Genomic DNA, 25,830 nt, shown 5'->3' with positions numbered 1-25,830 from the left:
ATGACAATGCAAAGCAAAACCTTGACGGGCGGCCAGGCCCTGGTGCGATTGCTGGCCAACTATGGCGTCGACACCGTATTCGGGATTCCCGGCGTGCACACGCTGGAGTTGTATCGCGGCTTACCCGGCAGTGGCATTCGGCATGTGCTGACTCGCCACGAGCAGGGCGCCGGCTTTATGGCCGACGGTTATGCGCGGGTCAGCGGCAAGCCAGGCGTGTGTTTCATCATCACCGGGCCAGGGGTGACCAATGCCGCCACGGCGATCGGCCAGGCGTACGCCGACTCGATTCCGCTGCTGGTGATTTCCAGCGTCAACCACACCGCCAGCCTCGGCAAGGGCTGGGGTTGCCTGCATGAAACCCAGGACCAGCGCGCGATGACCGCGCCCATCACCGCGTTTTCGGCGGTGGCGTTGAGCGCCGAGGATTTGCCGGAGTTGATCGCGCGGGCCTACGCGGTGTTCGACAGTGAACGGCCACGGCCGGTGCATATTTCGGTGCCACTGAATGTGCTGTCGGCACCGATCAAACGGGACTGGAGCAATGAGGTGGTGCGCCGTCCCGGGCGAGGTCTGCCATCGGCGGAAAGCCTCGATCAGGCCGTGGCGAAACTGGCTGTGGCCAAGCGTCCGATGATGATTGCCGGTGGCGGCGCACTGTTGGCCGCCGATGCCTTGCAGCGCTTGAGTACGCAGTTGGCGGCGCCGTTTTTCAGCAGTGTTGCCGGCAAGGGCTTGTTGCCAGTGGCGCATCCGCTGAATGCCGGTTCGACCTTGTGCGTCGAGCCCGGCTGGCAGCTCATCGCCGAGGCGGACGTGGTGTTGGCCATCGGTACAGAAATGGCCGATACGGATTTTTGGCGTGAGCGCCTGCCGATTAACGGCGAGCTGCTGCGAGTGGATATCGACCCGCGCAAGTTCAACGATTTCTATCCTTGCGCCGTCGCGTTGCACGGTGATGCCCGGCAAACGACGCTGGCTTTGCTGGAACGCTTGCCAGCCACGCCGCGCAACGTGGATGCCGCCACCGCTGCGGTCGCGACGTTACGCCAGGCAGTCAGCAGCGGCCATGGTCCGTTGCAACGGATTCACCAGGCGATTCTCGACCGCGTCGCCGCCGAGTTGCCCACCAATGCCTTCATCAGCAGTGACATGACCCAACTGGCCTACACCGGTAACTACACCTTCCCCAGCAATGCCACCCGCAGTTGGCTGCATCCCACCGGCTACGGCACCTTGGGCTACGGCCTGCCGGCCGGTATCGGCGCCAAGTTCGGCGCGCCGGAGCGGCCCGGCCTGGTGCTGGTGGGCGACGGCGGCTTTCTCTACACCGCCCAGGAACTGGCCACAGCGGTGGAAGAACTGGACAGCCCGCTGGTGGTGTTGCTGTGGAACAACGACGCCCTGGGGCAGATTCGCGACGACATGCTGAACCTGGACATCGAACCCATCGGCGTACTGCCGCGCAACCCGGACTTCGCCGCCCTGGCGCGGGCGTTCGGCTGCACGGTCAGCGAGCCGCAGAACCTGGATGAGCTGCAGACGGATTTGCGTAACGGCTTCAAGCGCAACGGCGTGACCTTGATCGAGTTGAAGCATGCCTGTGTGAACCTTTAGAGGAGCAACACCATGAGCGAAAACAACAACAAAATGACTCAAGCGATGCACCGACGGGATTTCCTCAAACACAGCGCCGTAGCCGGTGCCGTGGCCGCCGCGTTTTCCATAGGCCTGCCGCTGCAGGCCTTCGCCGAAGAGGCCACGCCCAAGGCGGGCGGTGTGCTGCGCATGGGGCTGGCCGGCGGCAGCACCACCGACTCCCGCGACCCAGGCTCCTGGGTCGACACCTTCACCTTCGTCGGCTTTTCGGCGGTGTACAACACCCTCACGGAAATCGCGGTGGACGGCAGCGCCATCCCCGAATTGGCCGAGAGCTTTGAGTCGACGCCCGACGCGCGCATCTGGACCTTCAAGCTGCGCCAGGGCGTGACCTTCCATAACGGCAAAAGCCTGACCGCTGACGATGTGGTGGCCTCGATCAACCATCACCTGGCAGCCAACTCCACGTCGGCGGCCAAAACGGTAATCGGCGATGTGGCCAGTGTCAGCGCCAAGGGCAGCGATGCGGTGGTATTCGAACTGCATTCGGGCAATGCCGATTTCGCCTATGTGGTCGCCGATTACCACCTGGTGATCATGCCCGCCAAGGACGGTGCCGCCGACTGGCAGGCCGGGATCGGCACCAGCGGCTATCGCCTGAAAAGTTTCGAGCCCGGCGTTCGCATGGACCTGGAGCGCAACCCTGATTACTGGAAGCCGGGCAGGGCACACTTCGCCAGCGCCGAGCTGCTGGCGATTGCCGACGGCGCAGCGCGGGTCAATGCGCTGGTCACCGGGCAAGTGGACGTGATCAACAAGGTCGACCTGAAAACCGTGGCCTTGCTCAAGCGCAATCCCACGCTGGTCATCGAAGAAACCAAAGGCGCCCAGCACTACACCTTCCCGATGCTCTGCGACAGCAACGAGTTCAAGAACAACGACATCCGCATGGCGATGAAGCATGCGATCAACCGCGAAACCCTGCTGGCCTCGGTGCTGCATGGCTATGGCCTGGTGGGCAACGACCATCCGATCCAGCCCGGCAGCCGTTTTATCAACGCTGCCCTCGAGCAGCGTACCTACGATCCGGACAAGTCGCGCTTCTACCTGCGCAAGGCCGGTGTCGAGTCGCTGAAGGTGCGCCTGCAAGCTTCCGATGCCGCCTACACCGGCGCAGTGGACGCCTCGGTGCTGTTCAAGGAACAGGCACGCCAGGCCGGGATTGATATCGACGTGGTGCGCGAGCCGGCGGACGGGTACTTTTCCAACATCTGGATGAAGCAGCCATTCACCACCTCGTTCTGGTACAGCAGCCTGACCGCCGACCGCATGTTCAGCATCGGATACGCCAAGGGCGCGGCGTGGAACGAAACCCATTGGGATAACGACCGCTTCAACCAGTTGCTCAACGCAGCACGAGGCGAGATGAACGCGCCGCTGCGCCAGGAGATGTACAACGAAATGCAGGGCCTGTGCCGGGACGACGGCGGGGCGATTGTGCCGTTGTTCGCCAGCTCCGTGGCGGCCCGCTCGAACCGCATCAGCCATGGACCGCTGACGGCGCCGTATGGGGAACTGGATGGGTTGCGGCTGATCGAGCGGTGGTGGCAGGCGTGAAGATTTCAGAAACGCCACCAATCAAATGTGGGAGCGGGCTTGCTCGCGAATGCGGTGGATCAGTCTCTATCTGTATTGGCTGATACACCGCTTTCGCGAGCAAGCCCGCTCCCACATTGGTCCTGTGTCGCCTTCGAGCACATGCCCAACTCATGAGAACCGAACATGAATAGCCTATTCAAACTGGTACTCCAACGCCTCGCCCTTGGCCTGCTGTCGTTGTTCGCCGTCTCGGTGATCATCTTCCTGGCGGTCGGCATGCTGCCCGGCGATATCGCCCAGGCCATGCTCGGCCAGTCCGCTACGCCGGAAACCGTGGCGGCGTTTCGGGCGCAGTTGGGACTGGACCTGCCGCCCCTGAGCCGCTTCGTGCAATGGCTGCTGCGCCTGCTGCACGGCGACCTCGGCGCGTCCCTGGCCAACCAGCGGCCCATCGCCGAACTGATCGGCGCACGCCTGGGCAACACCTTGCGCCTGGCGGCATTGGCCGCGCTGGTTTCGGTGCCCCTGGCGCTGGTGCTGGGCATGCTTGCCGCGCTGTACCGCAATAGCTGGTTCGACCGCCTGCTCAACACCTCGGCCCTGAGCGCGGTGTCGTTCCCGGAGTTCTTCGTCGCCTACCTGCTGATCCTGGTGTTTTCGGTCAAGCTGGGCTGGTTTCCCAGCCTGTCCAACCTGGCGCCGGACGCCTCATTCGGCACCATCCTCGAGCGTTCGGTGCTGCCGGTGGCCACCCTGAGCCTGGTGGTGATTGCGCAGATGATGCGCATGACCCGCGCCTCGCTGATCAACCTGCTGGCCAGCCCGTATATCGAAATGGCCCGGCTCAAGGGCATCAGCCAGTCGCGGATTATCTGGCGCCACGCGTTGCCCAATGCCCTGGCGCCGATCGTCAACGTGATCGCGCTCAACCTCGCGTATCTGGTGGTGGGCGTAGTGGTGGTGGAGGTGGTGTTTGTCTACCCGGGTCTCGGCCAGTTGCTGGTGGACTCGGTGTCCAAGCGCGATATCCCGGTGGTGCAGGCGTGCAGCCTGATCTTTGCTGCCACCTACATCCTGCTAAATACCGGCGCCGATGTGCTGTCCATCGCCACCAACCCACGCCTGATGCATCCCAAGGGGTAGACCATGAGCCTTCTCACACAACTGGCCCGGGCGCCATTGAGCGCGAAGTTCGGCCTGCTGGTCATCGTGCTGTACGTGCTGGTGGCGCTGTTTGCACCGGTGCTCGCGCCCTATGGGGAAACCCAGGTGGTGGGCGACGGGTTTGCACCCTGGAGCGGCCAGTTCCTGCTGGGCACCGATAACCTCGGGCGGGATATGTTCAGCCGCCTGGTGTATGGCGCGCGCAACACCCTGGGCATCGCTTTTTTGACGACGGTGCTGGCGTTTTTACTGGGTGGCTTGAGCGGCTTGATTGCGGCGATCAAGGGCGGCTGGGTCGATCAAGGGTTGTCGCGGGTGGTGGACATCCTGATGGCGATCCCGCAACTGATCTTCGCCTTGCTGATTCTCAGCGTAGTGGGCACCAATGCCACCTCGCTGGTGCTGGTGATTGCACTGCTGGATTCCACCCGGGTGTTTCGCCTGTCCCGGGCCGTGGCGATGACCGTGGTGGTGCAGGATTTTGTCGAAGCCGCGCGGCTGCGCGGGGAAGGGCTCTGGTGGCTGGTCACCCGCGAAGTGCTGCCCAACGCGGCCGCGCCGTTGATTGCCGAATTCGGCCTGCGCTTTTGCTTCGTGTTTTTGTTTATCAGCGCGCTGTCGTTCCTTGGCCTGGGCATTCAACCGCCCACCGCCGATTGGGGCAGCATGGTCCGCGACAATGCGGTGCTGATTACCTTCGGCGATATCAGCCCGTTGCTGCCGGCGCTGGCAGTGGCGTTGATCACCGTCAGCGTGAATTTTGTCGTCGACTGGATGCTGCATAAATCCAGCGGCCTGAAGGAGTGTTGAGGATGGACAAGCCATTGCTGGAAATCCGCAACCTGCAGATTGAAGGGCATTACGAAGACGCCTGGCATCCGTTGATCAAGGGCATCGATTTGACCTTGCAGCGGGGCGAGGTGTTGGGGTTGATTGGTGAGTCTGGCGCGGGTAAATCAACCCTGGGCCTGGCGGCCATGGGCTTTGCCCGCGACGGTTGCCGCATCACCGGTGGCTCGGTGTGCTTTGACGGCATTCAGCTGCTGCAGGCCAAACCCGAAGCCTTGCGCAAGCTTCGAGGACTGCGGATTGCCTACGTTGCGCAGAGCGCCGCCGCGTCGTTCAACCCGGCCCACCGGCTGATTGACCAGCATGTGGAAACCGCCGTGATCAATGGCGGTATCAGTCGCGCCCAGGCTGAACGGGATGCGGTGGAGTTGTACCGCGTGCTGCGCCTGCCCAATCCGGAAACCATCGGTCAACGGTATCCGCATCAGGTGTCCGGCGGGCAACTGCAACGGGTGATGACCGCCATGGCGATGGCCTGCCACCCCGACCTGATCATCTTCGACGAACCTACCACCGCCCTCGACGTCACCACCCAGATCGAAGTGCTGGCGGCGATTCGCGATGCAGTAAAAACCTTCGGCAGCGCCGCACTGTATATCAGCCATGACCTGGCGGTGGTCGCACAGATGGCCGACCGCATCATGGTGCTGCGCCACGGCAAGCTGGTGGAGGAGGCCGAGACCCGCACCATGCTCAGCGCCCCGCAGCAGGACTACACCAAATCCCTGTGGGCGGTGCGCAGCTTTCGCACCGAACCCAAGGCCTGTCCGCAGCAGCAGGTGCCGTTGCTGGAAGTGCGTCAGGTGTGCGCCAGCTACGGGCATCAGCCGGTGCTGCATGACGTGTCGATGAGCTTGCATCGCGGCCAGACGTTGGCGGTGATCGGTGAGTCCGGCAGCGGCAAAAGCTCCACCGCACGCTTGATTACCGGGTTGCTGCCGGCTACGGCGGGGCAGGTGCTGTATGACGGTGAAGCGTTGCCGGCGGACTTTCGTCGGCGCAGCAAGGAGCAGTTGCGACGGATCCAGATGATCTACCAGATCCCCGATACCGCGTTGAACCCGCGCCAGCGCATCGTCGACATCATCGGCCGGCCGCTGACCTTCTACCTCGGCCTCAAGGGCAAGGCCATGCGCGCCCGGGTCGCCGAGTTGCTGGAGATGATCGAGCTGGACCCGGCCACGTTCATGGAGCGTCAGCCCCGAGAACTGTCCGGCGGCCAGAAGCAACGGATCTGCATCGCTCGCGCCCTGGCGGCCGACCCACAACTGATCATCTGCGACGAAGTGACCTCGGCCCTGGATCAGTTGGTCGCCGAGGGCGTGCTGAAACTGCTCAATCGAATTCAGCAGCAGTTGGGCGTGGCCTACCTGTTTATCACCCATGACGTGGCCACGGTGCGCGCCATTGCCGACGAAGTGGTGGTGATGCAGCGGGGCAGGGTGGTGGACCAGGGCAGCCGCAGCGCGATCTTCACCCCGCCGTATCAGGACTACACCGGCCTGCTGTTTTCATCGGAGCCGGAAATGGACCCCGACTGGCTCGACCATTTGCTGGCCGAACGGGCCGCCCTAACTTCTTGAGGAGTTTTTATGAAGGTGTTGATTGTCCATGCCCATCCCGAGCCGCAGTCGTTTACCGCGGCCTTGCGTGACCAGGCCATCGCCACCCTGCAAGCGCAGGGGCATGAGGTGCAGGTCAGTGATTTGTACGCGATGAACTGGAATCCCGTAGCCAGCGCCTCGGACTTCACCTCCCGGGAGAACCCCGACTACCTGGTGTATGCCCTGGAGCAGCGCCTGGGGGTGAAAAGCCAATCCATCGCGGCGGATATCCAGCAGGAGTTGGACAAGCTGCTGTGGGCTGATCTGCTGATCCTCAACTTCCCGATCTTCTGGTTCTCGGCGCCCGCGATGCTCAAGGGCTGGATTGACCGGGTGCTGGTGTCGGGCGTGTGTTACGGCGGCAAGCGGTTTTATGATCAGGGCGGGCTGGCGGGCAAGAAAGCGCTGGTCACGGTGACCCTCGGCGGACGCGAGCATATGTTTGGCGAGGGGGCGATTCATGGGCCGTTGGAGGACATGCTGCGGCCGATTCTGCGTGGCACGCTGGCGTATGTCGGATTTGAAGTGCTCAAGCCGTTTGTGGCGTGGCATGTGCCGTATATCAGCGCCGAGGCTCGGCAGGATTTTCTGCACCGTTACCAGCAGCGATTGGAAGGGTTGGCGGATGACCAGCCGTTGGTGTTTCCGAAGTTGGCGCAGTTTGATGAGGCTCTTTATCCACTAGCCTGAACTCAGTGAAGAACCAGTGTGGGAGCCGGGCTTGCCCGCGATGGCGGTGCATCAGTCAGCCTGTCAGGTAACTGATACACCGCCATCGCAGGCAAGCCAGCTCCCACATTTGATCTTCATTGTCAGGCGGGATTGTGTGCCCGCAGCCGCTCGGCAGCGCTGCGCAGCAACTGCTCCGTGCCGTCCCAGCCCAGGCAGCCGTCGGTGATCGACACGCCGTATTTCATCGACGGGCTCAACGGCTGACAGCCTTCGAACAGGTGGCTTTCGATCATCATGCCGATCAGCGACGTGTCGCCCTGCAAGCGCTGCTCCAGCACGTCGTTGAACACTGCCGGTTGGCGCAGCGGGTCTTTGCCGCTGTTGGCGTGGCTGCAGTCGACCATGATCCGCGGCGCGACTTTGCTCTTGGCCAGGTCGGCGTGTACCTGGGCCACGCTCTGACGATCGTAGTTCGGCCCACGGTGGCCGCCGCGCAATACCAGATGGGTATCGGGGTTGCCCGGGGTCTGGATGATCGCCGGATGGCCCTGGCTGTCGACGCCGAAGTGGCGGTGCGGGTGCGCGGCGGAGCGCATAGCGTCACAGGCGATGGCGACGCCGCCGTCGGTGCCGTTCTTGAAGCCCACGGGCATGCCGAGGCCGCTGGCCATTTCGCGGTGGATCTGCGATTCGGTGGTGCGCGCGCCAATGGCGACCCAGCTCAGCAGGTCATCGAAGTAGCCGGCAGCCATCGGTTGCAGCAGCTCGGTGGCGACCGGCAGGCCCAGGCGCAGCATTTCACGCATCAGTTCCCGGGACAGGGTCAGGCCTGCGGCCATGTCGTCGCTGCCATCCAGGTGCGGGTCGTAGGCCAGGCCTTTCCAACCGATGGTGGTGCGGGGTTTTTCGACGTAGGCGCGGATCACCAGCAGCATCTGGTCACTGACTTCATGGGCCAGTTTTTTCAGGTTGCGCGCGTATTCCATGGCCGATTCCGGGTCGTGGATCGAGCACGGACCGACAATCACCAGCAGGCGAGAGTCTTCGCCCTTGAGAATGGCGCGCACGGCTTGGCGATGGGCGTGGATCTGTTCGTTGAGGAATGGGCTCAGGGGCAGTTGGTGCTTGAGCTCAAGGGCACTGGGCAAACGCTGGGTCAGCGCTTCATTGGCGCAGGACAGGGTAGAAACAGGCAGAGCGGCGATCGAGGAGTTCATATTCGGGCTTCCTGGGCAAGCAGCGGGCTGTTCCCGCACGCTCTGCCCTACTGGGGTGTTCGACAATTGGCCGTATTGGCTACGAGTGTTGGCTTGCCACCAATAGGTGACCGATCGGAGGCGGCAGGCTGTCCCGAACGGAGCTTGCTAAATCGCCAGGCGGTGGAGGTGTCGTAGCGGTAATAGGTGGCGTAGTTCATGTCGTGAGTCCTTTAAGTGTTCGGTGTGTGGCAAAAATAATAAGGGCTGAAAAAACAAAACCCCCGGTCGGGGAGCCGACCGGGGGTTAGATTTCTCTGGTAGGCGACCCCTTGAGTAGTGGGCGCCGATTTCAGGTATCAGGCGCGCCAGTGGCTAAACCAATACCCAAAATAAAAGCTGACCAGTGCGCTCAAACCGCTCACACGGGCAGCCACGACCGAGCGCTGGGCGCTGGCAGCAGGGCAAACCTGAATGTGGGTGAGTTGCAACATGGTGTGTCTCCAAATGATGGTGGGAGCTTAACTGAGGCGAGCGGGTGGATTCAATCAGTAATTTCTATTGAGTGTGGGTACTTACGGCTATGACCCAAGTGTCGATATGCTGCACGGACTTCACGATGATTGCCTGGATGCGACCATGATTGCCTTCACGATTGCTGCTGCCCAATCCATCTCCATTGCCGGCGACGTGCCCGGAAATATCGCGCGTCACTTGGCATTCATGCGCACGGCGGCAGAGCATGGTGTGCAATTGCTGGTGTTTCCGGAACTGTCGCTGACGGGGTACGAACCAGCGTTGGCCGCCGGATTGGCGATTGCGCCTGACGATGAAGTATTGACGCCGCTGCGGGAGATGGCCCGTGAGTTGCGCATCACCGCCGTGGTGGGCATGCCGATTCGCCTGGGGGCCGGCAGTGAGGTGTTGATCGGCGCGCTGGTGCTGGGGCCGGATGGTTCGGTGGCGGTCTATACCAAGCAGCATCTGCATCCCGGTGAAGAAGCGGCCTTTGCTGCAGGGCAGGGCGGGGCCGCCCTTGAATGGGGTAACGACCGGATTGCCCTGGCGGTATGTGCAGACTTCTCCCACCCCAGCCACCCACGGCAGGCAGCCGAAGCCGGGGCGAATATCTACGTTGCGGGTGTGCTGATCAGCGAAGGCGGCTACGCTCCCGATACGACGTTGCTACAAGGCTACGCCGCCGAGCACCAAATGCTGGTGCTGATGGCCAATCACGGTGGCCCGACCGGTGGCTGGACCTGCGCCGGACGCAGTGCGATTTGGGGCGCTGACGGCACTTTGATCGCAGCCGCCCCTGGTGTGGGCGATTCGTTGGTGATTGCACGTCGCAGCAGCGCTGGCCAATGGCGCGGGGAACAGGTGGCGATTTAGGAGGCGCAGGCACATGGCGTTTCAACTACAGGCTGCAACCAGCCAGCACCTGGCCTTCGCCCGAACCCTGACCCATCAGGCCATGGGCAACTATTATCGCCAATACGACTTGTCCTGGTCCGATGCCGGGTTCGATACCGCCTGGGCGGGTCGGGAAAACTGGTTGATCTGTCGCGATACCCAGGTGCTGGGTTTCATCAGTCTGAGTCGTGACCCCAAAGCGTTGTATATCCGCGAATTGCACATCCTTGAGGCGTTTCGTCATCAAGGGGCTGGCGGCTGGGTTATCGAGCAGATGGTGTACAAGGCGCGCGCGGAAGGGCTGGGTCTTTTACGGTTGACCGTTTTCAAGACCAACCCGGCGCGACGGCTGTATCAACGCAAGGGCCTGGAAATCGTAGATGCGGAGGATTGCTTCTGGCGCATGGAGCGCAATTGCCGGCCGTGATCAGGTGTGAGTACTGCCAATTTTGGGAAAACAGGCACTTGGTTTTAATAAGCGCATACTGACTTCAAGAAATGACTTCCTGATCTTGCCTTACGGTTTCGTCCTCAACCGGGATGATCCCGTCCTTCATGCCTAACAGGACCGCGACCTTGTGGGCTTCTCCCCGCCGTCCCTTTTTGCGCCCAGCGAGCACTTGATAAGTGGTTGCCGGGTCCACGCCATGTTCCCGGGCGAACGCTTGAACAGACTTACCTTGATGTTCCAGCCAAGCCTTGGCTTGTGCAGCAGTGCGAATACCGGGCATAGTTCAAAACCGTTCAAGTTTGTGTAAAACGAGATGAGTGTGTCACCTCTTGGGGTGTGCCAAATAGGATCATACATCCAAATGAGTGGAATCGGTTTCCGGTTAAGGCAAGAAAGAGAGCGACTTGGCCTGTCGCAGAAAACTTTTGGTGAAATAGGAGGTGTAGAAGCTAACGCACAGGGGAAATACGAAAATGGCGGCCGTGCGCCCAAGGCCGATTACTTGTCCCGGGTGGCAGAAAAAGGTGTCGATATCCTGTACGTGTTGACCGGCACGCCGACGCCGACCCAACTGGAAAATCTGAGCCAAATCGAAGAAAAAGTGCTGGGCAACTACCGTGCGATGTTCAAGGAAGACCAGGATGCAATCCATCGCCTGACTTCTACCCTGGCCGAGCATTCACTCTCCACCAATGGAAAAAACCGGTCATCGGCCCCGGATTCCTGACCTTTTACCCAGGAAATTGAGCCGCCCGCCACTCGGCGGCGGCCCGTTGTGCATTGAAACTCTATATATATGACGCTTGCAGCTAGGTCTGCGCCGTGGTTTTTTGCTAAGGTGTTCAGCAACCTATAAGACCATATCGCGAGGTGTCTGCTTGATTAGGGTGCTAGTAGTCGATGACCATGATCTCGTTCGTACAGGCATTACACGAATGCTGGCTGACATCGATGGCCTGCAAGTAGTCGGCCAGGCCGAGTCAGGGGAGGAATCCCTGATCAAGGCCCGGGAGTTGAAGCCCGATGTGGTTTTGATGGACGTCAAGATGCCTGGGATCGGCGGTCTTGGCGCCACTACAAAGTTGTTGCGCAGCCATCCGGATATCAAAGTCGTGGTAGTGACCGTGTGTGAGGAAGATCCTTTTCCTACACGGCTGCTACAAGCGGGCGCGGCTGGCTATCTGACAAAAGGCGCGGGATTGGCGGAAATGGTCCAGGCCATTCGCCTGGTATTTGCCGGCCAACGCTACATCAGCCCGCAGATTGCCCAGCAGCTGGCGATCAAGTCGTTCCAGCCCACCAGCGACTCGCCGTTCGATGCGCTGTCGGAGCGGGAAATCCAGATCGCCCTGATGATTGTCGGCTGTCAAAAAGTCCAGTCGATCTCCGACAAGCTGTGCCTGTCGCCGAAAACCGTGAACACCTACCGTTATCGGATTTTCGAAAAGCTTTCCATCAGCAGTGATGTTGAATTGACCCTGCTGGCGGTACGCCACGGTATGGTAGATGCCAGCGCCTGAAATGACAGCTCCTGAAATAAAGGTCCAATTCGATCCGAGTGCGTTCCTTGCAACCTGCAGTGGCCGTCCCGGCGTGTATCGCATGTTCGACAGCGAAGCGCGCCTGCTCTACGTCGGTAAAGCCAAGAACCTGAAGAGCCGCCTGGCGAGTTACTTCCGCAAGACCGGCCTGGCAACGAAGACGGCGGCACTGGTGGCGCGTATCGCCCAGGTGGAAACCACCATCACCGCCAATGAAACCGAGGCGCTGCTCCTTGAGCAGACGCTGATCAAGGAATGGCGGCCGCCCTACAACATCCTGCTGCGTGACGATAAGTCCTACCCGTACGTGTTTCTCTCGGACGGCGACTTCCCACGCCTGAGCATCCATCGCGGTGCCAAGAAGCAGAAGGGCAAGTACTTCGGGCCTTACCCCAGCGCCGGCGCCATCCGCGAAAGCCTGAGCCTGTTGCAAAAGGCGTTTTTCGTGCGCCAGTGCGAAGACAGTTTCTACAAGAACCGCAACCGCCCATGCCTGCAGTACCAGATCAAGCGCTGCAAGGCGCCATGTGTAGGTCTGGTTGAGCCTGCGGAATACGCTGAGGACGTGCGCCATTCGGTGATGTTCCTCGAAGGCCGCAGCAACGCCCTGGCCGATGAACTGTCCGGCGCCATGGAGCAAGCGGCCAGCACCCTGGATTTCGAGCGCGCCGCCGAACTGCGCGACCAGATCTCCCTGCTGCGCCGCGTGCAGGACCAGCAGAGCATGGAGGGCGGCACCGGTGACGTCGACGTCATCGCGGCCTTCGTCAACCCGGGCGGCGCCTGTGTGCACCTGATCAGCGTGCGCGGCGGCCGGGTACTGGGCAGCAAGAACTTCTTCCCCCAGACCGGTATAGAAGAGGAGGTCGCCGAAGTCATGGCGGCGTTCCTTGGCCAGTACTACGTCAGCAGCCCCGAGCGCGACCTGCCGAGTGAACTGATCGTCAACGTGGTGCACGAGGACTTCCCGGCGCTGATCGAAGCGATTCACGAATTGCGCGGCCGCGAGCTGGACATCAGCCACCGCGTACGCGGCACCCGGGCCCGCTGGCAGCAACTGGCCGTGACTAATGCCGAACAGGCCCTGGGCGCACGCCTGGCCAACCGGCAGCACGTCGCCGCACGGTTTGACGCTTTGGCCGAAGTCCTCAACCTTGACGAGCCGCCCCAGCGCCTCGAGTGCTACGACATCAGCCATTCCAGCGGTGAGGCCACCGTGGCCTCCTGCGTGGTGTTCGGGCCAGAAGGACCGATCAAGTCCGACTACCGGCGCTACAACATCGAAGGCGTCACCCCGGGCGATGACTACGCCGCCATGCACCAGGCCCTGACCCGCCGCTTCAGCAAACTGAAGGACGGCGAGGGCAAGCTGCCGGACATCCTGTTGGTGGACGGTGGCAAGGGCCAGCTGTCCATGGCCCGCGACGTGCTCAATGAACTGGCGGTGCCCGACCTGATCCTGCTCGGCGTGGCCAAGGGGGCCACCCGCAAGGCCGGTTTTGAAACCTTGTACTTGAATGATGCCGCCCATGAGTTCACTTTGAAGGGCGACTCCCCGGCGCTGCATCTTATCCAGCAGATCCGCGACGAAGCCCACCGTTTCGCCATCACCGGCCACCGCGCCCGACGTGGCAAGACCCGGCGTACCTCAACCCTGGAAGGGGTGGCGGGGGTCGGGCCAACGCGGCGGCGGGACTTGTTAAAACATTTTGGTGGCTTGCAGGAGCTGTCCCGTGCCAGCATCGAAGAAATAGCCAAAGCTCCCGGTATCAGTAAAAAGCTCGCAGAGTTGATTTATGCAAATCTGCACAGCGAGTAGAATGCCTTCTCACCTCGTAGCCAGTTGTGCCGATGAATATCCCTAATCTGATCACCGTACTACGCGTCCTGCTCATTCCGATTTTCATTTTGCTGTTTTACCTGCCGTACGAATGGAGTTACATGGCATCCAGTTCGGTCTTCGCCTTCGCGGCTGCCACCGACTGGCTGGACGGCTACCTGGCCCGCCGCCTGGAGCAGAGCACGCCGTTTGGCGCGTTCCTGGACCCGGTGGCCGACAAACTGATGGTAGCGGTCGCCCTGGTGCTGCTGGTGCAGGAACATGGCAACCTCTGGCTGACCTTGCCGGCGGCCGTGATCATCGGTCGCGAGATCGTCGTCTCGGCCCTGCGGGAATGGATGGCCGAAATCGGCGCCCGTGCCCACGTGGCCGTGTCCAACATGGGCAAATGGAAAACCGCGGCGCAGATGCTTGCCCTGGTGATCCTGCTGGCCAACCCGTCGGATTTCTCCTTCTGGGTATTGCTGGGCTACGCCTTGCTGCTGATCGCCGCGGGGCTGACCTTGTGGTCCATGCTGCAATATTTGCGCGCCGCCTGGCCGCATCTGCGCACCGAGGTTGAAAAGAAATAAAACTTTTTTGAATCAAGGGGTTGACGGGTGATGAGGATTCTATAGAATGCGCATCACCAAGACGCGGGAATAGCTCAGTTGGTAGAGCACGACCTTGCCAAGGTCGGGGTCGCGAGTTCGAGTCTCGTTTCCCGCTCCAAACACAAAGAAGAAGCCACTCTAACGAGTGGCTTTTTTTTGCCTGTGATTTATGCAATAGACGCTTCGGCGTCTTTTTCTTTTCTACGGAAAACTACCGAAATCCAGGGACTTGTCACTTATGGTGACTGAGGCCGGCAGGACGGCTTGAATGACAGCTCACAACTGCCCTCGTCGTACGTGATCAGGATCCAGGAGCTAAAAGCGCTCGTGGGGAGTGAGTTGTTTGGCTTTTGACGGGGTGGCGACACTCAGGCCACGTGTGATCACGCTAACCAGCGAGCATCCCGTAATCCCGGATGGCCATTTCTTTCGAAAGCCTGCGCAGGAATTCCGCCTCGCTTTGCAGCAGCGTGATCATATTCAGGACATTATTGGCTTCGGCCGCTGTCAATCTGCGCAACAGGCTCAGCAAGTCAATCGCGCAGGCTTCGTTGATGGACGCTGACTCGATCAGCCTGAGTTGCCGTCTTTGAATCTCGTGCAAAGGATCCATCAGTCAAACCTTGGGTGCGGTTGAGTTTGTCGTCAGATGACACGGCCGATTTTCAGGCGCGAGAGCGGGGGATCCAATCAGACTGCTCTGAAATCACAGGCACGAATCTCAATCCAGCGGAGGAGGAGCGGGATACTCGGAAACAGGGTGACTGAACGTAGTGGTGCGGAACTCGTGAATCAGCGCCTGCAAGGTCGTGAGGTAGCTTGGGTCGCTCCACGGCGTGGCCGCTCTGAGCAGGACCTCCAACTGCCCCGATTCACGGGCCACCGCTGTCCACTCGATGCTGCGTGCAGCACCGTGAAGACGGTGGGTGGCGTGCAGGGCAGGCTCCAGTCTCTGTAGCACCATACCTTCAAGCAGCGCCTGTAGATCCCGCTCCAACGCTTCACGGATCTGTTGGTGGTCCACCGTGTACCGGTGGGCGAAGGGTTGTGGCAGTAACGTCAGCGTTACGCCGCACCATAACTCGATGGCATCCTGTAATTTTCCGAGGCCGATCGGCTTACTGAGGATGCCATCCATGCCCGCATCAAAACAGCGTGTGACGTGCCCGTTGCCTGTAGAGGCGGATATCGCAATGATGGGGCAACGCGTTTGTGCGGCATCCTGTTCGATCATGCGGAACAGACGGGTCAGCGAATAGCCGTCCTGGTCTGGCAAGTCGCAGTCCATCAAGATCAGGTCGTAGGTGCCTTGTTCAAAGCAGTCCACGGCCTGGGCACCATCTCTGGCGATCACCGCGGTGCAGCCGAAGCCTTCGATCTGTGCCCGCAATACGGCCTGGTTGGCGACGGTGTCCTCCACTACCAGAACGCGCAAGGCCTTTGGTGAGGATGCCGCTGACCAGCTTGTAGCGGGGAGTACGGTTTCAGCCTCCGTCGAATCGGGCGGCGCCAACTCCGCGGTCAACGACAATTCAACGCGCGTTCCGTTGCCCAGCGAACTGTCCAGCGTGAGGGTGCCGCCCATGAGTTTGAGTAAGTCGCGACAGATGACCAGCCCCAGGCCTGTGCCACCGGAGCGCTTATAGGATTGTGCTGCCTGGCTGTAAGGCTGGAACAGGCGAGCCTGGCTTTCCGGGCTCAGACCGATACCGGTATCGGTGACGGTCAAGCGCAGCTGCTTGTTGCGCGATGAAGGCAGGTCACTGATCACATAGGCAACTTCCACGCCACCGATTTCGGTGAACTTGATCGCATTGGATAGCAGGTTGTGCAGCACTTGCCCAATGCGGGTGCTGTCGAGCATCAACAGCGGCAGGTGGGATTCGCCATCGGTGCTGATCGATAGATGTTTCTCCTGGGCCCGCAAGCGATGCAGGTCAACGACGTTATGCACCAGGGTGTAGATGTTCACCGGCTCGTAGTCGAGTCTGACCTGTCCGGCATCAAGCTTGGAAATATCCAGTACGTCATTGAGCAGCCTCAATAACGACTGAGCGCCGTGGTTGGCCAAGTCGGCAAAGTGCTGTTGCTGCTTGTCCAGTGGCGTGTTGCGCAGCAGTTCGACGGCAGCCACCACCGCGTTCATCGGCGAGCGGATTTCATGGCTCATTACGGCCAGGAACATCGCCTTTTCCCGTTCGTTGCGCTCGGCGCGCTGACGCATGCGCTGGGTTTGGTAAATCGTGATGAGCAATAGCACTACCACCAGGACAATTAACGCGATCTCGTGAGGGTAGTGGGATACGACTTCCCTGAGCGGCAGTTCCTGGGTGGCATGTTCGCGCAGCCAGTTAGCGTGCAGGACGCGAACTTCGTCAGGGGTGACCGAGTCCAGCGTCTTCTGGATGATTGAGTGCAGTAAAGGCTCGTTTTTTCGAGTACCCATGCCAATTTGCGATGCCATACCGGTGAGCACCCCGGATATCTGCAGCTGGCCCTGGAACTGTCGATAGAGGAACGGCAGCAGATAGGCTTCGGTGGCAACCGCAGCGTCAGCGGTTCCTTCGGCAACTTGCTGCAGCATCGCCATGGCGCTGCCGCCGATGATCAGTTTCGCCCCAGGTGCCTTCGTCGCGAGAAAATCACTGTAGCGGTCGAAGTAGGGCAGGGTCACGGTCAACCGGTCCAGCTGTTCGGCCTCGAAAAGAGGCGGGCGCCCGGTGCGGGTGATGATGACCGTGGTGGTATTCAAATAGGCTGAAGTCAGCAGCAGCCGAGGATTTTTACCTCCGGGCCCATTAAGCCTGACAGTGGAGATAAGGTCTGCCTTACCGGTCATCAGCAGCTCTATGCGATCCTGGATCGAGTGAGCGGAAACGTAGTCGATCTTCATGCCGGTCTTGTGGGCAATCAGCTGCAAGTATTCAGCTGACAGCCCCTTGAGGCGGCCGTTCTCCACGTATTCGATTGGAGAAAGACTGCCCACTACGGCGACACGCAATACCGGATGATGTTCGATCCAGACTCTTTCCTCGACGCTTAAATCAGGTCCGGGAGGCCGCGCGCCGGCGTTAGCCCATGTTGCGGCCATTAACAGGCACAGGCTGGTGCCCCAACGAACGCGGTTCCTGGTCATCATGTCTAGTCCAGGGTTTTCATGATCTTGAACAAACCGTTATTGGAGGTGACCCCAAGTTTGCGAAAAGCCGTGGCCTTTTGCGTACTGATGGTCTTGATACTGCGATTGAACTTCTCGGCGATCTCCGTCACGGTCATGCCTTCCAGATAGCAGCGGATCACTTCCTGCTCACGTGCCGACAATGCCGCTCGCTGCAAGGCGTTGTCGCTGATAGGCGTTTGCGTCAACTCGCCGGGCCTGGCTGCGTCGGCCACCTGGTAAGACATATCGGCACTCAGGTAAATGGCGCCCGAAGCAACGGTACGAATCGCCTTCACCAGGCTTCCCAGTCCCTCATCTTTGCCTACAAAACCGCGCGCTCCTACACGCAAGGCAAGCGAAACGGTAGCCGACTCATGATGGCTTGATAGCACCAGAATACGACAGTCAGGGAAGCGGCTTCGCAAGGCGCGAATCAGGGAGACGCCGTCGAGTTCATCCCGTCCCAGAGCAAAGTCCAGCAGCAAGACGTTGGCGGGCATCGTCGCCATGCCGCGTATCAGTTCGCGACTGGTTTCATAGACGCCAACAATCTCGATGGATGACTCTTCGGCGAGGTGGCTGACAAGGCCGTGGCGTACCACTGCATGATCATCAAGGATCGCTATGCGTATGGTTTTCATGGATGCCAATGGACACTCGAAAGTAGCCGGATAACTAATTGATTAAAGACCATCTCTCAATTCGGCTCCAGCAGGGGTGAAGATACCGTTTAACCACGCCGTGATTGTTTCAGCACACGCGAGGCGATGTTTGCAGGAATAATGGACGTAAGCGCATCCCTAGGCGGTGATCATGCTCAGGAATACATCGCTCTCCATGGGCCGGGCCAGAGCAAAACCCTGCCCGGTGTTGCAGCCCAGCCTGCTCAGCAACTCGATGCTTTCGGTATCTTCAATCCCTTCGGTGATCAAGTTGATATTGAACAACTGCGCCAGGCCGACGATCCCCGAGATGATTTCTGAAGAGTGGGCAAACTGGCCCACCGCACGCACCAGGGCTCCGTCAATCTTCATCTCGTCGAATGGCATGCGTGACAGCAGGGACAACGTCGCGGCGCCGGCACCGAAGTCGTCCAGGGACACCGGAAAGCCTTTGGCGCGCAAAGCAGTGATCGAGGCTGAAAGGGCCAGCTCGCTGTCGGGCGCCAAGTCTTCGGTCAGCTCGATCTTGAGGCGTTTGCAAGGCAACCCCGCCCGATGCATCTTTTGCGCAAGTCTCGTGGCCAGGCCATGGGCGCAGAGCGTGCGTGCCGAAGCGTTGATAGCGATGGGAATATCAATGCCTGCACGCTTCAACTTGCCCAGGGTGTCGATCACAGTCTTCTCGATAAAGCTGAACAACAACAGATCCAGCCCGAGCTGGTTGATCATCGGGATCAGGACCGAGGGTGGCACATCCCCATGCCGTGGATGGTGCCAGCGGATCAGGGCTTCCGCGCCGACAATCTCTCGTGTCGCCAGGTCATATTGGGGCTGGTAGACCACTCTTAATCCTTCGCCGGTGGCGAGGGCCGCCACCACCTCATCGTCATTGAGCAGTTGCTCCAGTTTTTCCTCATGTGGACTGCGCGGTGCCGGATGGGCGGTATGCGCCAATTGACTGATCACTGCCAGGAGTTGCTCGGGTTGTTGCTCCACCGCGATCTCTACCCGGATACCTGAAGCCCTGGCCAGGCGTGCATGGGAAGCCAGGGCTGCCGTCGAGACGCCATTGAGAGTGTGCGTCCAGCCCTGCTCAAGGCCTGCGGTCAGTACGCCGGGGGGCAGCGCATGCTCGGATTGTGGCTGTGCGGTCCAGACGATATGCGGAATGCTGTGTAGCAGCCCGGAAGCATTCAGGTCGCTGACACAGCACGGCAACATCAAGCTGTCGACATGGTCGGCATGAATCTGCGCGACGATGATGTCGACAGATTGCTTGCGCAAGCGGGTCATCAACTCGCTCAACGAATCGATGTGTTCGATATGAAAAAGGGGGCTCCCGTTGAGCTGCGTGGCTACGCGGTGGGCGTACTGCTCGTCACTGGCCAGGATGACCAGGCTTTGCAGGGCGTGCTCGGAGGGAACGATGACGTGGGCTGCCATCAGCTGATGCTCGGTGGTTGTGGTGAGGTCACATTTGAGCAAAGGCGATGTGAGAGAAATATAAGACTGGGACTAAATCGCGGCTGGACCCTGTCTGGGGCCCGGCTTGTGCTGATCCGAAATTTAAGAGCAGTCCGATATCGGATTTGGCGAGCGCTCTACAGAATTCACCCCGATTCATGGCGGCTCGCAGCATGTGCGGGCATTACAGAACGAGTGCACGCACGCTGTCGCCGACAGCTGTTGCTCTGCGCTTCAATGCCACTTCGTGAGGCCTCATACCTGACGATGTGTGTGTGCTACAGGGTGAGTTATTGTGAAAGTCACGTCGCGTTCAGTCTTGCCGTTTGCGTTCCTGCGATCAGCCCCGCTTAATCCAATTCGCCACGGGGTTCGCATGCGTTATTGCCATGCGCCTGATGCTTGTCAGTCCCGACACCGTCAACTGGATTGGGCGATATGGGGGGTGATGACCCTGACCGGCATAACGGCATTGCTGAGTGCAACTGCCCATGCCGGCAATGGTGTGCACATCAACGCGAATGCGGACGGCCAGTGCGTAAGTTTGAATGACCCGCAGAACAACGATGGCAATGCCGCGACGTATCTTGCGCAAAACCTGATCTTCAAGGATCAGGCCTCGGGCAAGTGCAATTCCGCGACTAAAGGTTCGCAGACCGATTCGGTATTGTTTTACCGTCCAGGGGGCGTTTCTGGCGTAGGGGCGACCTCTCTGACCCTGGGCGGCGAACTGTTCGTCAACAGCGGCCGGGTGATCCTCGGGCAGCCCGGCGGCAATATGGCGATTGGTAACGAGAGTACTCAAGCCAGCGCCGACGGGGCTGCCATTGGTCATGGGGCCCAAGGCCTCGGCCGCTGGGGCATGGCGGCGGGGTTCCAGGCCAAGTCCCTGGCTGACTATGCCCACGCATTTGGCTATAACGCCCAGGCCTCGAATCAGTACGCCACGGCTATCGGCGCAAATACGACGGCGGCGGGAGAGCGGGCCACGGCTGTGGGCGCCGGTGCATCGGCCAGTGGCGGCGGGGCTTTTGCCGCGAGTCGCGACGCCAGGGCGGACGGCACCCACAGCGTTGCGGTGGGCTCTGAGGCCAGCGTGACGGCCAGCAGTAATGAAGGGGTTGCCTTGGGCAACAAGGCCAGCGCGCAACACAACTACGGCGTTGCACTGGGCAGTGGCTCAACGACGCAAAACCTGAAGGCGGTTGCGCCGGTGACGATCAATGGCACTGCCTACAGTGTCGATAGTACGTCGGCCATGGGCGTAGTCAGCCTGGGTAATGCCAGCCAGACTCGCCAACTGATCAACATGGCCCCCGGGGCGGTAAGCAACAACAGCACCGATGGCGTCAATGGCGCCCAGTTATTCGTTGCCTACGATGCGATCCAGAAGCTCGGGGATCGGGAGTTGGTGGCCACTCAGTCGGTGGCGGATGCCCTCGGTGAGGGTACTGCGGTCAAGGACGGCAAGGTGGTGCTGCCGGCCTTTTCCCTGACCAGCCTGGGTACTGGCGTGGAACAGCCCACATCGGTGGTGGGGGCGATCAAGGCCTTGGATCAGGCCCATAAAGGTACGCAGGAAGCCTTGAATGATGTTGATCAACTGGCCAACGCAACGGCAGGGCAAGTTCGTTTGGCGATGGCTGAGAAATACCTGCGTTGGAGCGAGGACCAGCAGGCCTACACGGCCAGCGAAGGCGCCCACCCTGAGAGCCGGATTGCCAATGTAGCCGCAGGTGTGGCTGCTACCGACGCGGTGAACAAGGGCCAGTTGGACGCCGTGGAAAGTACGGCCAATAACGCGAACAGCCTTGCTGCCAGCGCGCTGTCCGGTGCCAACGCAGCGATGGCCACCGCTGACGATGCCCGCAAAACGGCAAGCGCGGCGCAAGAGGGTGCCGACGCTGCCCTGCAAACGGCGGCGGGAGCACGGGCAACGGCAGATAATGCGCAGAGCACCGCCAAGGACGCCTCCAGCTCGGCCGAAACCGCACAGAAAGCTGCAGAAGCCGCGCAAGGTTCCGCCACTGCCGCGATGGGGGTGGCATCAACCGCGCAGGCGACAGCTGATGCCGCCCAAGGCACCGCCAGCTCGGCACTGGGGTCGGCAAGCGGCGCGCAGCAACTGGCACAGGCTGCACAGGAGGCTGCGGACGTGGCGGCGAATTCCGCAACGACGGCGCAGCGAACTGCAGAGGCTGCAGAAGGCAAGGCGAGCTCGGCGTTGGCCGGTGCCGATGATGCCCGTAAGGCGGCAGACGGTGTGCGAGCTGCTGCCGATGCCGCTTTGGCCAAGGCCGACAGCGCCGAAAAGAGCGCAGGTGTGGCGCAAGGGACGGCCAGTACCGCGCTGGACTCCGCGGCTGACGCCCAGAAAACTGCCGAATCCGCCCGGGGAACCGCCGAACGGGCGCAAGGGGCCGTTGCGACTGCACAACAGACGGCCGAAACCGCACAGGGTGTCGCCAACACGGCCCTGGGCTCGGCAGCCACTGCCCAGAAGACGGCCGAAGCCGCACAAGGGGCAGCCACCACAGCACTGAGTTCGGCGTCTGAAGCGCAAAAAAGCGCCGCGACGGCCCAAGGCACTGCCGATACCGCGCTGACCACGGCCTCCAGCGCCCAACAAGCCGCGAATGCTGCGCAGGGCTCTGCCGATACGGCGTTGGGCACGGCTGTTCGGGCCGGCGAAACCGCTACGGCCGCCCAGGGCTCCGCCGATGCCGCCTTGGCTGCAGCCGCCAGCTCCCACAAGACTGCCGACGTGGCCCAAGGCACTGCGAACACGGCGCTGGACAAGGCCGCCGTGGTGCAGAAAAGCGCCGATGCCGCGCAGCTTATAGCCAATCAGGCGCTCAGCGCCTCCGAGGGTGCCGGGCAATCCGCCAACGCGGCCCAAAGCGCGGCGGATTCGGCATTGGCAACGGCGACAGGGGCGCAGACTGCCGCTCAATCGGCTCAGGATCGCGCGGATGCCGCCGGCAGTTCGGCGGCCGGTGCACAACAGGCCGCAAATGCCGCGCAAGGCACGGCGGACACCGCCCTTGGTGCTGCCTCCACGGCACAGCGCACGGCCGACGCCGCCAAATCCACCGCAGACCAGGCACTGAACACGGTCTCCACGGCGCACCAGGCGGTCGAGACGGCCCAAGGCACGGCCGATGCAGCGCTGACCGCCGCAGCCAGCGCGCAAAGCGCGGCCGGTAACGCCCAGGGTACCGCTGACGGCGCATTGGCTTCGGCGGCCCGGGCACAGCACGCCGCAGATGCTGCCCAAGGCACGGCAGACACGGCATTGAGCTCGGCTTCCGGCGCGCAGAAAACCGCTGAAACCGCGCAGAGCTCCGCCGATACCGCCCTGGCTTCGGCCGCGTCCGCACGCAATGTGGCGGACAAGGCCCAGAGCACGGCGGACGCCGCCGGTCGCTCGGCAAACGATGCGCTGCAGGCCGCGACAACGTCACAGGCCAGCGCCGACAACGCTTTGGACGCCGCAAGCAATGCCCAGAAAGGGGCGGTCGCCGCCCAACACACCGCTGATGCGGCCAAGGCCACCGCCGATATCGCCACCGGCCAGCTCAAGGGCCTGGACGACGGCCAGACGGTCGTCCAGCGCATTGACGCGGCTATCCGAAGCGCCGCAGGTGTAGCCAGTGAGTTCGTTGCCAAGGCTCTGGGAGGAGGTTCCACCGTGGGTAGCGATGGCCAGCCGACGGCGCCGGCCTATGCCATCAGTCAGATCAATGCCGATGGCAGCGTCCAGCCCGCTCCTCAACTCCATGACAACGTGGGCGCTGCCCTGACGGCTTTGGACCACAATGTCGGCACGGTCAACGCCGCCGTGAACCGCCAGGGCGCAGCACTCGGCGCCTTGGGTGAGGGCGTCCGGGCCCTGCGTGACGATAGCGTTGTGTGGGACGAGGCCAGCGGCGCTTATACCGCGGGTCGTGGCGCGGATCGCAATGAGCCGGCACGCATCGGTAACCTGGCGGCCGGTGTTGCACCAAGCGATGCCGTCAACAAAGGGCAGCTCGATACCGTCGCGACCACCGCATCGCAGGCCGGCAGCGCCGCTGACGCAGCCCGGGCGGCAGCGGTGAAGGCCCATGGGACAGCGGATGGCGCGGTGGTTGCTGCTACTTTCGCCCAGACCGCTGCTGATGCCGCGCAACATGCTGCCGATACCGCTGGCAGCACTGCTGCCGACGCACATGAGGCTGCAAACGCTGCTCACACGTTCGCCAGTCAGGTTGGCCAGGTGGCGGAGCGCGCCGCAGCGCAATTGCAGGGGCTGGAGGAGGGTGAAACCGTACTTGATCGCATACAGTCAGCGAACCACGCAGGTCGACAGGCATTGGCTGATGCGCTGGGCGGTGGCGCTGCTGTCAACGCGGATGGTTCCGTGAAAGCACCGGCCTACGCTGTGACCCGGATCGACTCTGAGGGGGGCCCCGCTGGCCAGGTCCGGGCTGGCAACGTCGGGCAAGCGATCAAAACACTCGACGTGTCGCTGAATGCAGTCAACGCCAAGGCCGACAAGGCCACAGCGAGCATGGGCAGTTTGCGCGAGCAGGTGAACAACGGTCAGGCCGGCCTGGTTCGACAGGACGCCCTCAACCGGGACATCCAGGTGGCGCGGGACACTGACGGCGTTCGTGTCGATCTCAGTGGTACCCAGGGACCTCGGATTCTGACGGGTGTGAAGGACGGCGCCTTGGGTGCCGACAGCACCGATGCCGTCAATGGTCGACAACTCGATGCCGTCAACCGGCAGGTCAAGCAGTTGGCACAGCAAGCCTCCGGCATCGCGGTAGACACTCAAGGCGGTGACAAGGCGACGGTGGCGCCGGGCAGCAAGTCCGTGGCGGCAGGGGCCAGCGCCCAGGCCGGTGGCGAACGCAGTGTTGCCACGGGGGCCGGTGCAGTGGCCCAGGCGCCTCGCAGCACTGCACTGGGGGCTGGTGCCAAGGCCGATGCGCCAGGCAGCGTCGCGCTTGGCGCCGGCTCCCAGGCCCCGCGGGCGAATACCGTCTCAGTGGGCGCGCCGGGCGCCGAGCGGCAAATCACTAACGTAGGGGCAGCCAGCGAGGCGACGGATGTCGTCAATCTCGGCCAGGCCACGCAGATCTCCAACCAGGCCGCTGACCGCACGCTACGGCAAGCCAACGCCTATACCGACAGCCAGATCAGCGCGGTGCGCCAGGACGCCTATGCCGGCATCGCGTCGGCCATGGCCATGGCAGCCTTGCCTGTGGCTTCGACACCGGGCAGGAGCATGGTGGCCATGGGGACGTCGGTCTATGAGGGGCAATCAGCCTTGGCCGTTGGCCTCTCGGGGCGCACCGAAGATGGCCGTTGGGCGTACAAGGCCAATGGTTCGGGCAGTGCCCAGGGAAGTGTCGGGCTGGCGGTTGGCGTGGGTTACGAATGGTAGGGCCTGATATCGGCAGGTCGAGGGGCTGGCCCTCGGCCTGCCGATTTAGGAGCAGTCCGATATTCCTCTCCGGCCTCACTGTCCACAATAACCCTCAGTAATCATTGCCCGCTGTCGCAGCGGCTACCACTCGTGGAACCCGTCTCAGCCATCGGATTGCCGTGGTGCCTTGTTTCGGTTCGACGCATCCGTCAATGTCTCAGGTAAGTCATCGTGAAAGTCACATTGCGTTTCGATTCGCAGGTCGCTTGTCTGCATGCTGTTCCTCTCAACCCACTTCGCTCCCTCATTCGCGGCTTCTACTGCCCCGAGTTTGCGGTCACATCACGCGGTTGGCCGATTCTCGGCCTGCTGACCCTTACCGGGGTTTCGGCGCTGCTGGGCGTGTCTGATGCCCGTGCAGGCAATGGTGTACACATCAATGCGAATGACAGCGGCGAATGCGTCAGTCTCAATGACCCCCAAAATACTTATATTGCAGGCACCGGGGCCGACAGAGCCTATTTGAACGAAAGCTTGAATTTCAAGGATGGTCAGTCGGGACGGTGCGACTCGGACGCCAAAGGTGGCCAAACCGAGAGCGTGATGT

At 61.5% G+C, this 25,830-nt stretch carries 20 protein-coding genes and 1 tRNA gene; 14 read left to right on the top strand and 7 right to left on the bottom strand.

The window, feature by feature from the left end:
• Window positions 1–6: 6 nt before the first annotated feature.
• From JFU58_RS25105 to JFU58_RS25080, 6 genes are all read left to right on the top strand, one after another.
• A complete protein-coding gene (locus JFU58_RS25105) occupies window positions 7–1,617 on the top strand; it encodes a 5-guanidino-2-oxopentanoate decarboxylase (protein ID WP_063028956.1) in 1,611 nt (536 codons plus the stop codon).
• A 12-nt stretch (window positions 1,618–1,629) separates the two neighbouring features.
• Window positions 1,630–3,216 (top strand): ABC transporter substrate-binding protein, encoded by a 1,587-nt coding sequence (locus JFU58_RS25100; RefSeq protein ID WP_201142654.1) that lies wholly within the window; start codon window positions 1,630–1,632, stop codon window positions 3,214–3,216.
• Window positions 3,217–3,381: 165 nt separating this feature from the next.
• Window positions 3,382–4,341 (top strand): ABC transporter permease, encoded by a 960-nt coding sequence (locus tag JFU58_RS25095; RefSeq protein WP_010173705.1) that lies wholly within the window; start codon window positions 3,382–3,384, stop codon window positions 4,339–4,341.
• Between the two features lie 3 nt (window positions 4,342–4,344).
• Window positions 4,345–5,172 carry an ABC transporter permease gene (locus tag JFU58_RS25090; RefSeq protein WP_003208948.1) on the top strand — a complete coding sequence of 276 codons (828 nt, stop codon included), beginning with the start codon at window positions 4,345–4,347 and terminating at the stop codon, window positions 5,170–5,172.
• 2 nt (window positions 5,173–5,174) lie between these two features.
• Window positions 5,175–6,794: an ABC transporter ATP-binding protein gene (locus JFU58_RS25085; RefSeq protein ID WP_093208458.1), complete on the top strand. Its 1,620-nt coding sequence runs from the start codon at window positions 5,175–5,177 to the stop codon at window positions 6,792–6,794.
• A gap of 9 nt (window positions 6,795–6,803) precedes the next feature.
• A complete protein-coding gene (locus tag JFU58_RS25080; RefSeq protein ID WP_201142653.1) occupies window positions 6,804–7,505 on the top strand; it encodes an NAD(P)H-dependent oxidoreductase in 702 nt (233 codons plus the stop codon).
• 122 nt (window positions 7,506–7,627) lie between these two features.
• On the opposite strand, the gene JFU58_RS25075 is transcribed toward JFU58_RS25080, so the two are convergent.
• Together JFU58_RS25075 and JFU58_RS32440 are read right to left on the bottom strand one after the other, a co-directional pair.
• The gene (locus JFU58_RS25075) at window positions 7,628–8,704 is read right to left on the bottom strand and encodes a 3-deoxy-7-phosphoheptulonate synthase (RefSeq protein ID WP_093208468.1); all 1,077 of its coding nucleotides are present in this window, start codon (window positions 8,702–8,704) and stop codon (window positions 7,628–7,630) included.
• 338 nt (window positions 8,705–9,042) lie between these two features.
• Window positions 9,043–9,177 carry a hypothetical protein gene (locus tag JFU58_RS32440; protein ID WP_017475425.1) on the bottom strand — a complete coding sequence of 45 codons (135 nt, stop codon included), beginning with the start codon at window positions 9,175–9,177 and terminating at the stop codon, window positions 9,043–9,045.
• A 145-nt stretch (window positions 9,178–9,322) separates the two neighbouring features.
• Between JFU58_RS32440 and JFU58_RS25070 the strand changes: the two genes are divergently transcribed.
• The gene (locus JFU58_RS25070; protein ID WP_093210205.1) at window positions 9,323–10,075 is read left to right on the top strand and encodes a carbon-nitrogen hydrolase family protein; all 753 of its coding nucleotides are present in this window, start codon (window positions 9,323–9,325) and stop codon (window positions 10,073–10,075) included.
• 13 nt (window positions 10,076–10,088) lie between these two features.
• On the top strand, window positions 10,089–10,523 hold the full coding sequence (locus JFU58_RS25065; RefSeq protein WP_063028968.1) for a GNAT family N-acetyltransferase: 435 nt from the start codon (window positions 10,089–10,091) through the stop codon (window positions 10,521–10,523).
• A gap of 64 nt (window positions 10,524–10,587) precedes the next feature.
• Here JFU58_RS25065 and JFU58_RS25060 read toward each other — a convergent pair whose 3' ends face one another.
• Window positions 10,588–10,827, bottom strand: coding sequence for a DNA-binding protein (locus tag JFU58_RS25060; RefSeq protein WP_003208935.1), 240 nt, complete (start codon window positions 10,825–10,827; stop codon window positions 10,588–10,590).
• Between the two features lie 81 nt (window positions 10,828–10,908).
• Between JFU58_RS25060 and JFU58_RS25055 the strand changes: the two genes are divergently transcribed.
• From JFU58_RS25055 to JFU58_RS25035, 5 genes are all read left to right on the top strand, one after another.
• Window positions 10,909–11,274: a helix-turn-helix domain-containing protein gene (locus tag JFU58_RS25055; protein WP_023658724.1), complete on the top strand. Its 366-nt coding sequence runs from the start codon at window positions 10,909–10,911 to the stop codon at window positions 11,272–11,274.
• A 151-nt stretch (window positions 11,275–11,425) separates the two neighbouring features.
• Window positions 11,426–12,067, top strand: coding sequence for a response regulator transcription factor GacA (gene gacA, locus JFU58_RS25050; protein ID WP_008436066.1), 642 nt, complete (start codon window positions 11,426–11,428; stop codon window positions 12,065–12,067).
• A gap of 1 nt (window position 12,068) precedes the next feature.
• A complete protein-coding gene (gene uvrC / locus JFU58_RS25045; protein ID WP_032899474.1) occupies window positions 12,069–13,907 on the top strand; it encodes an excinuclease ABC subunit UvrC in 1,839 nt (612 codons plus the stop codon).
• Between the two features lie 32 nt (window positions 13,908–13,939).
• On the top strand, window positions 13,940–14,500 hold the full coding sequence (gene pgsA / locus JFU58_RS25040; protein ID WP_003208929.1) for a CDP-diacylglycerol--glycerol-3-phosphate 3-phosphatidyltransferase: 561 nt from the start codon (window positions 13,940–13,942) through the stop codon (window positions 14,498–14,500).
• A 63-nt stretch (window positions 14,501–14,563) separates the two neighbouring features.
• Window positions 14,564–14,639: transfer RNA gene (locus JFU58_RS25035), tRNA-Gly, on the top strand.
• Window positions 14,640–14,909: 270 nt separating this feature from the next.
• On the opposite strand, the gene JFU58_RS25030 is transcribed toward JFU58_RS25035, so the two are convergent.
• The 4 genes from JFU58_RS25030 to JFU58_RS25015 all read right to left on the bottom strand — a co-directional run bounded on the left by JFU58_RS25030 (window position 14,910) and on the right by JFU58_RS25015 (window position 19,786).
• The gene (locus JFU58_RS25030) at window positions 14,910–15,134 is read right to left on the bottom strand and encodes a hypothetical protein (protein ID WP_063028970.1); all 225 of its coding nucleotides are present in this window, start codon (window positions 15,132–15,134) and stop codon (window positions 14,910–14,912) included.
• Between the two features lie 108 nt (window positions 15,135–15,242).
• Window positions 15,243–17,660, bottom strand: a complete 2,418-nt coding sequence (locus JFU58_RS25025; protein ID WP_201142652.1) for an ATP-binding protein — start codon at window positions 17,658–17,660, stop codon at window positions 15,243–15,245.
• A 2-nt stretch (window positions 17,661–17,662) separates the two neighbouring features.
• On the bottom strand, window positions 17,663–18,322 hold the full coding sequence (locus JFU58_RS25020) for a response regulator transcription factor (RefSeq protein WP_201142651.1): 660 nt from the start codon (window positions 18,320–18,322) through the stop codon (window positions 17,663–17,665).
• Window positions 18,323–18,481: 159 nt separating this feature from the next.
• On the bottom strand, window positions 18,482–19,786 hold the full coding sequence (locus JFU58_RS25015) for an EAL domain-containing protein (RefSeq protein WP_201142650.1): 1,305 nt from the start codon (window positions 19,784–19,786) through the stop codon (window positions 18,482–18,484).
• Between the two features lie 469 nt (window positions 19,787–20,255).
• Between JFU58_RS25015 and JFU58_RS25010 the strand changes: the two genes are divergently transcribed.
• The gene (locus tag JFU58_RS25010; RefSeq protein WP_201142649.1) at window positions 20,256–25,241 is read left to right on the top strand and encodes a YadA-like family protein; all 4,986 of its coding nucleotides are present in this window, start codon (window positions 20,256–20,258) and stop codon (window positions 25,239–25,241) included.
• Window positions 25,242–25,830 lie beyond the last annotated feature (589 nt).

Origin of the sequence: Pseudomonas sp. TH34 (assembly GCF_016650865.1) — a bacterium.
In the GTDB taxonomy this organism is placed as follows: domain Bacteria; phylum Pseudomonadota; class Gammaproteobacteria; order Pseudomonadales; family Pseudomonadaceae; genus Aquipseudomonas; species Aquipseudomonas yamanorum.
This window is presented reverse-complemented; position numbering and strand designations above follow the sequence as displayed.

Excerpts from the sequence above, each read along its gene's own strand:
- JFU58_RS25105 (WP_063028956.1), top strand. The coding sequence starts at position 7 with ATGCAAAGCAAAACCTTGACGGGCGGCCAGGCCCTGGTGCGATTGCTG.
- JFU58_RS25100 (WP_201142654.1), top strand. The coding sequence starts at position 1,630 with ATGAGCGAAAACAACAACAAAATGACTCAAGCGATGCACCGACGGGAT.
- JFU58_RS25095 (WP_010173705.1), top strand. The coding sequence starts at position 3,382 with ATGAATAGCCTATTCAAACTGGTACTCCAACGCCTCGCCCTTGGCCTG.
- JFU58_RS25090 (WP_003208948.1), top strand. The coding sequence starts at position 4,345 with ATGAGCCTTCTCACACAACTGGCCCGGGCGCCATTGAGCGCGAAGTTC.
- JFU58_RS25085 (WP_093208458.1), top strand. The coding sequence starts at position 5,175 with ATGGACAAGCCATTGCTGGAAATCCGCAACCTGCAGATTGAAGGGCAT.
- JFU58_RS25080 (WP_201142653.1), top strand. The coding sequence starts at position 6,804 with ATGAAGGTGTTGATTGTCCATGCCCATCCCGAGCCGCAGTCGTTTACC.
- JFU58_RS25075 (WP_093208468.1), bottom strand. The coding sequence starts at position 8,704 with ATGAACTCCTCGATCGCCGCTCTGCCTGTTTCTACCCTGTCCTGCGCC.
- JFU58_RS32440 (WP_017475425.1), bottom strand. The coding sequence starts at position 9,177 with ATGTTGCAACTCACCCACATTCAGGTTTGCCCTGCTGCCAGCGCCCAG.
- JFU58_RS25070 (WP_093210205.1), top strand. The coding sequence starts at position 9,323 with ATGATTGCCTTCACGATTGCTGCTGCCCAATCCATCTCCATTGCCGGC.
- JFU58_RS25065 (WP_063028968.1), top strand. The coding sequence starts at position 10,089 with ATGGCGTTTCAACTACAGGCTGCAACCAGCCAGCACCTGGCCTTCGCC.
- JFU58_RS25060 (WP_003208935.1), bottom strand. The coding sequence starts at position 10,827 with ATGCCCGGTATTCGCACTGCTGCACAAGCCAAGGCTTGGCTGGAACAT.
- JFU58_RS25055 (WP_023658724.1), top strand. The coding sequence starts at position 10,909 with ATGAGTGGAATCGGTTTCCGGTTAAGGCAAGAAAGAGAGCGACTTGGC.
- uvrC (WP_032899474.1), top strand. The coding sequence starts at position 12,069 with ATGACAGCTCCTGAAATAAAGGTCCAATTCGATCCGAGTGCGTTCCTT.
- pgsA (WP_003208929.1), top strand. The coding sequence starts at position 13,940 with ATGAATATCCCTAATCTGATCACCGTACTACGCGTCCTGCTCATTCCG.
- JFU58_RS25030 (WP_063028970.1), bottom strand. The coding sequence starts at position 15,134 with ATGGATCCTTTGCACGAGATTCAAAGACGGCAACTCAGGCTGATCGAG.
- JFU58_RS25025 (WP_201142652.1), bottom strand. The coding sequence starts at position 17,660 with ATGATGACCAGGAACCGCGTTCGTTGGGGCACCAGCCTGTGCCTGTTA.
- JFU58_RS25020 (WP_201142651.1), bottom strand. The coding sequence starts at position 18,322 with ATGAAAACCATACGCATAGCGATCCTTGATGATCATGCAGTGGTACGC.
- JFU58_RS25015 (WP_201142650.1), bottom strand. The coding sequence starts at position 19,786 with ATGGCAGCCCACGTCATCGTTCCCTCCGAGCACGCCCTGCAAAGCCTG.
- JFU58_RS25010 (WP_201142649.1), top strand. The coding sequence starts at position 20,256 with ATGACCCTGACCGGCATAACGGCATTGCTGAGTGCAACTGCCCATGCC.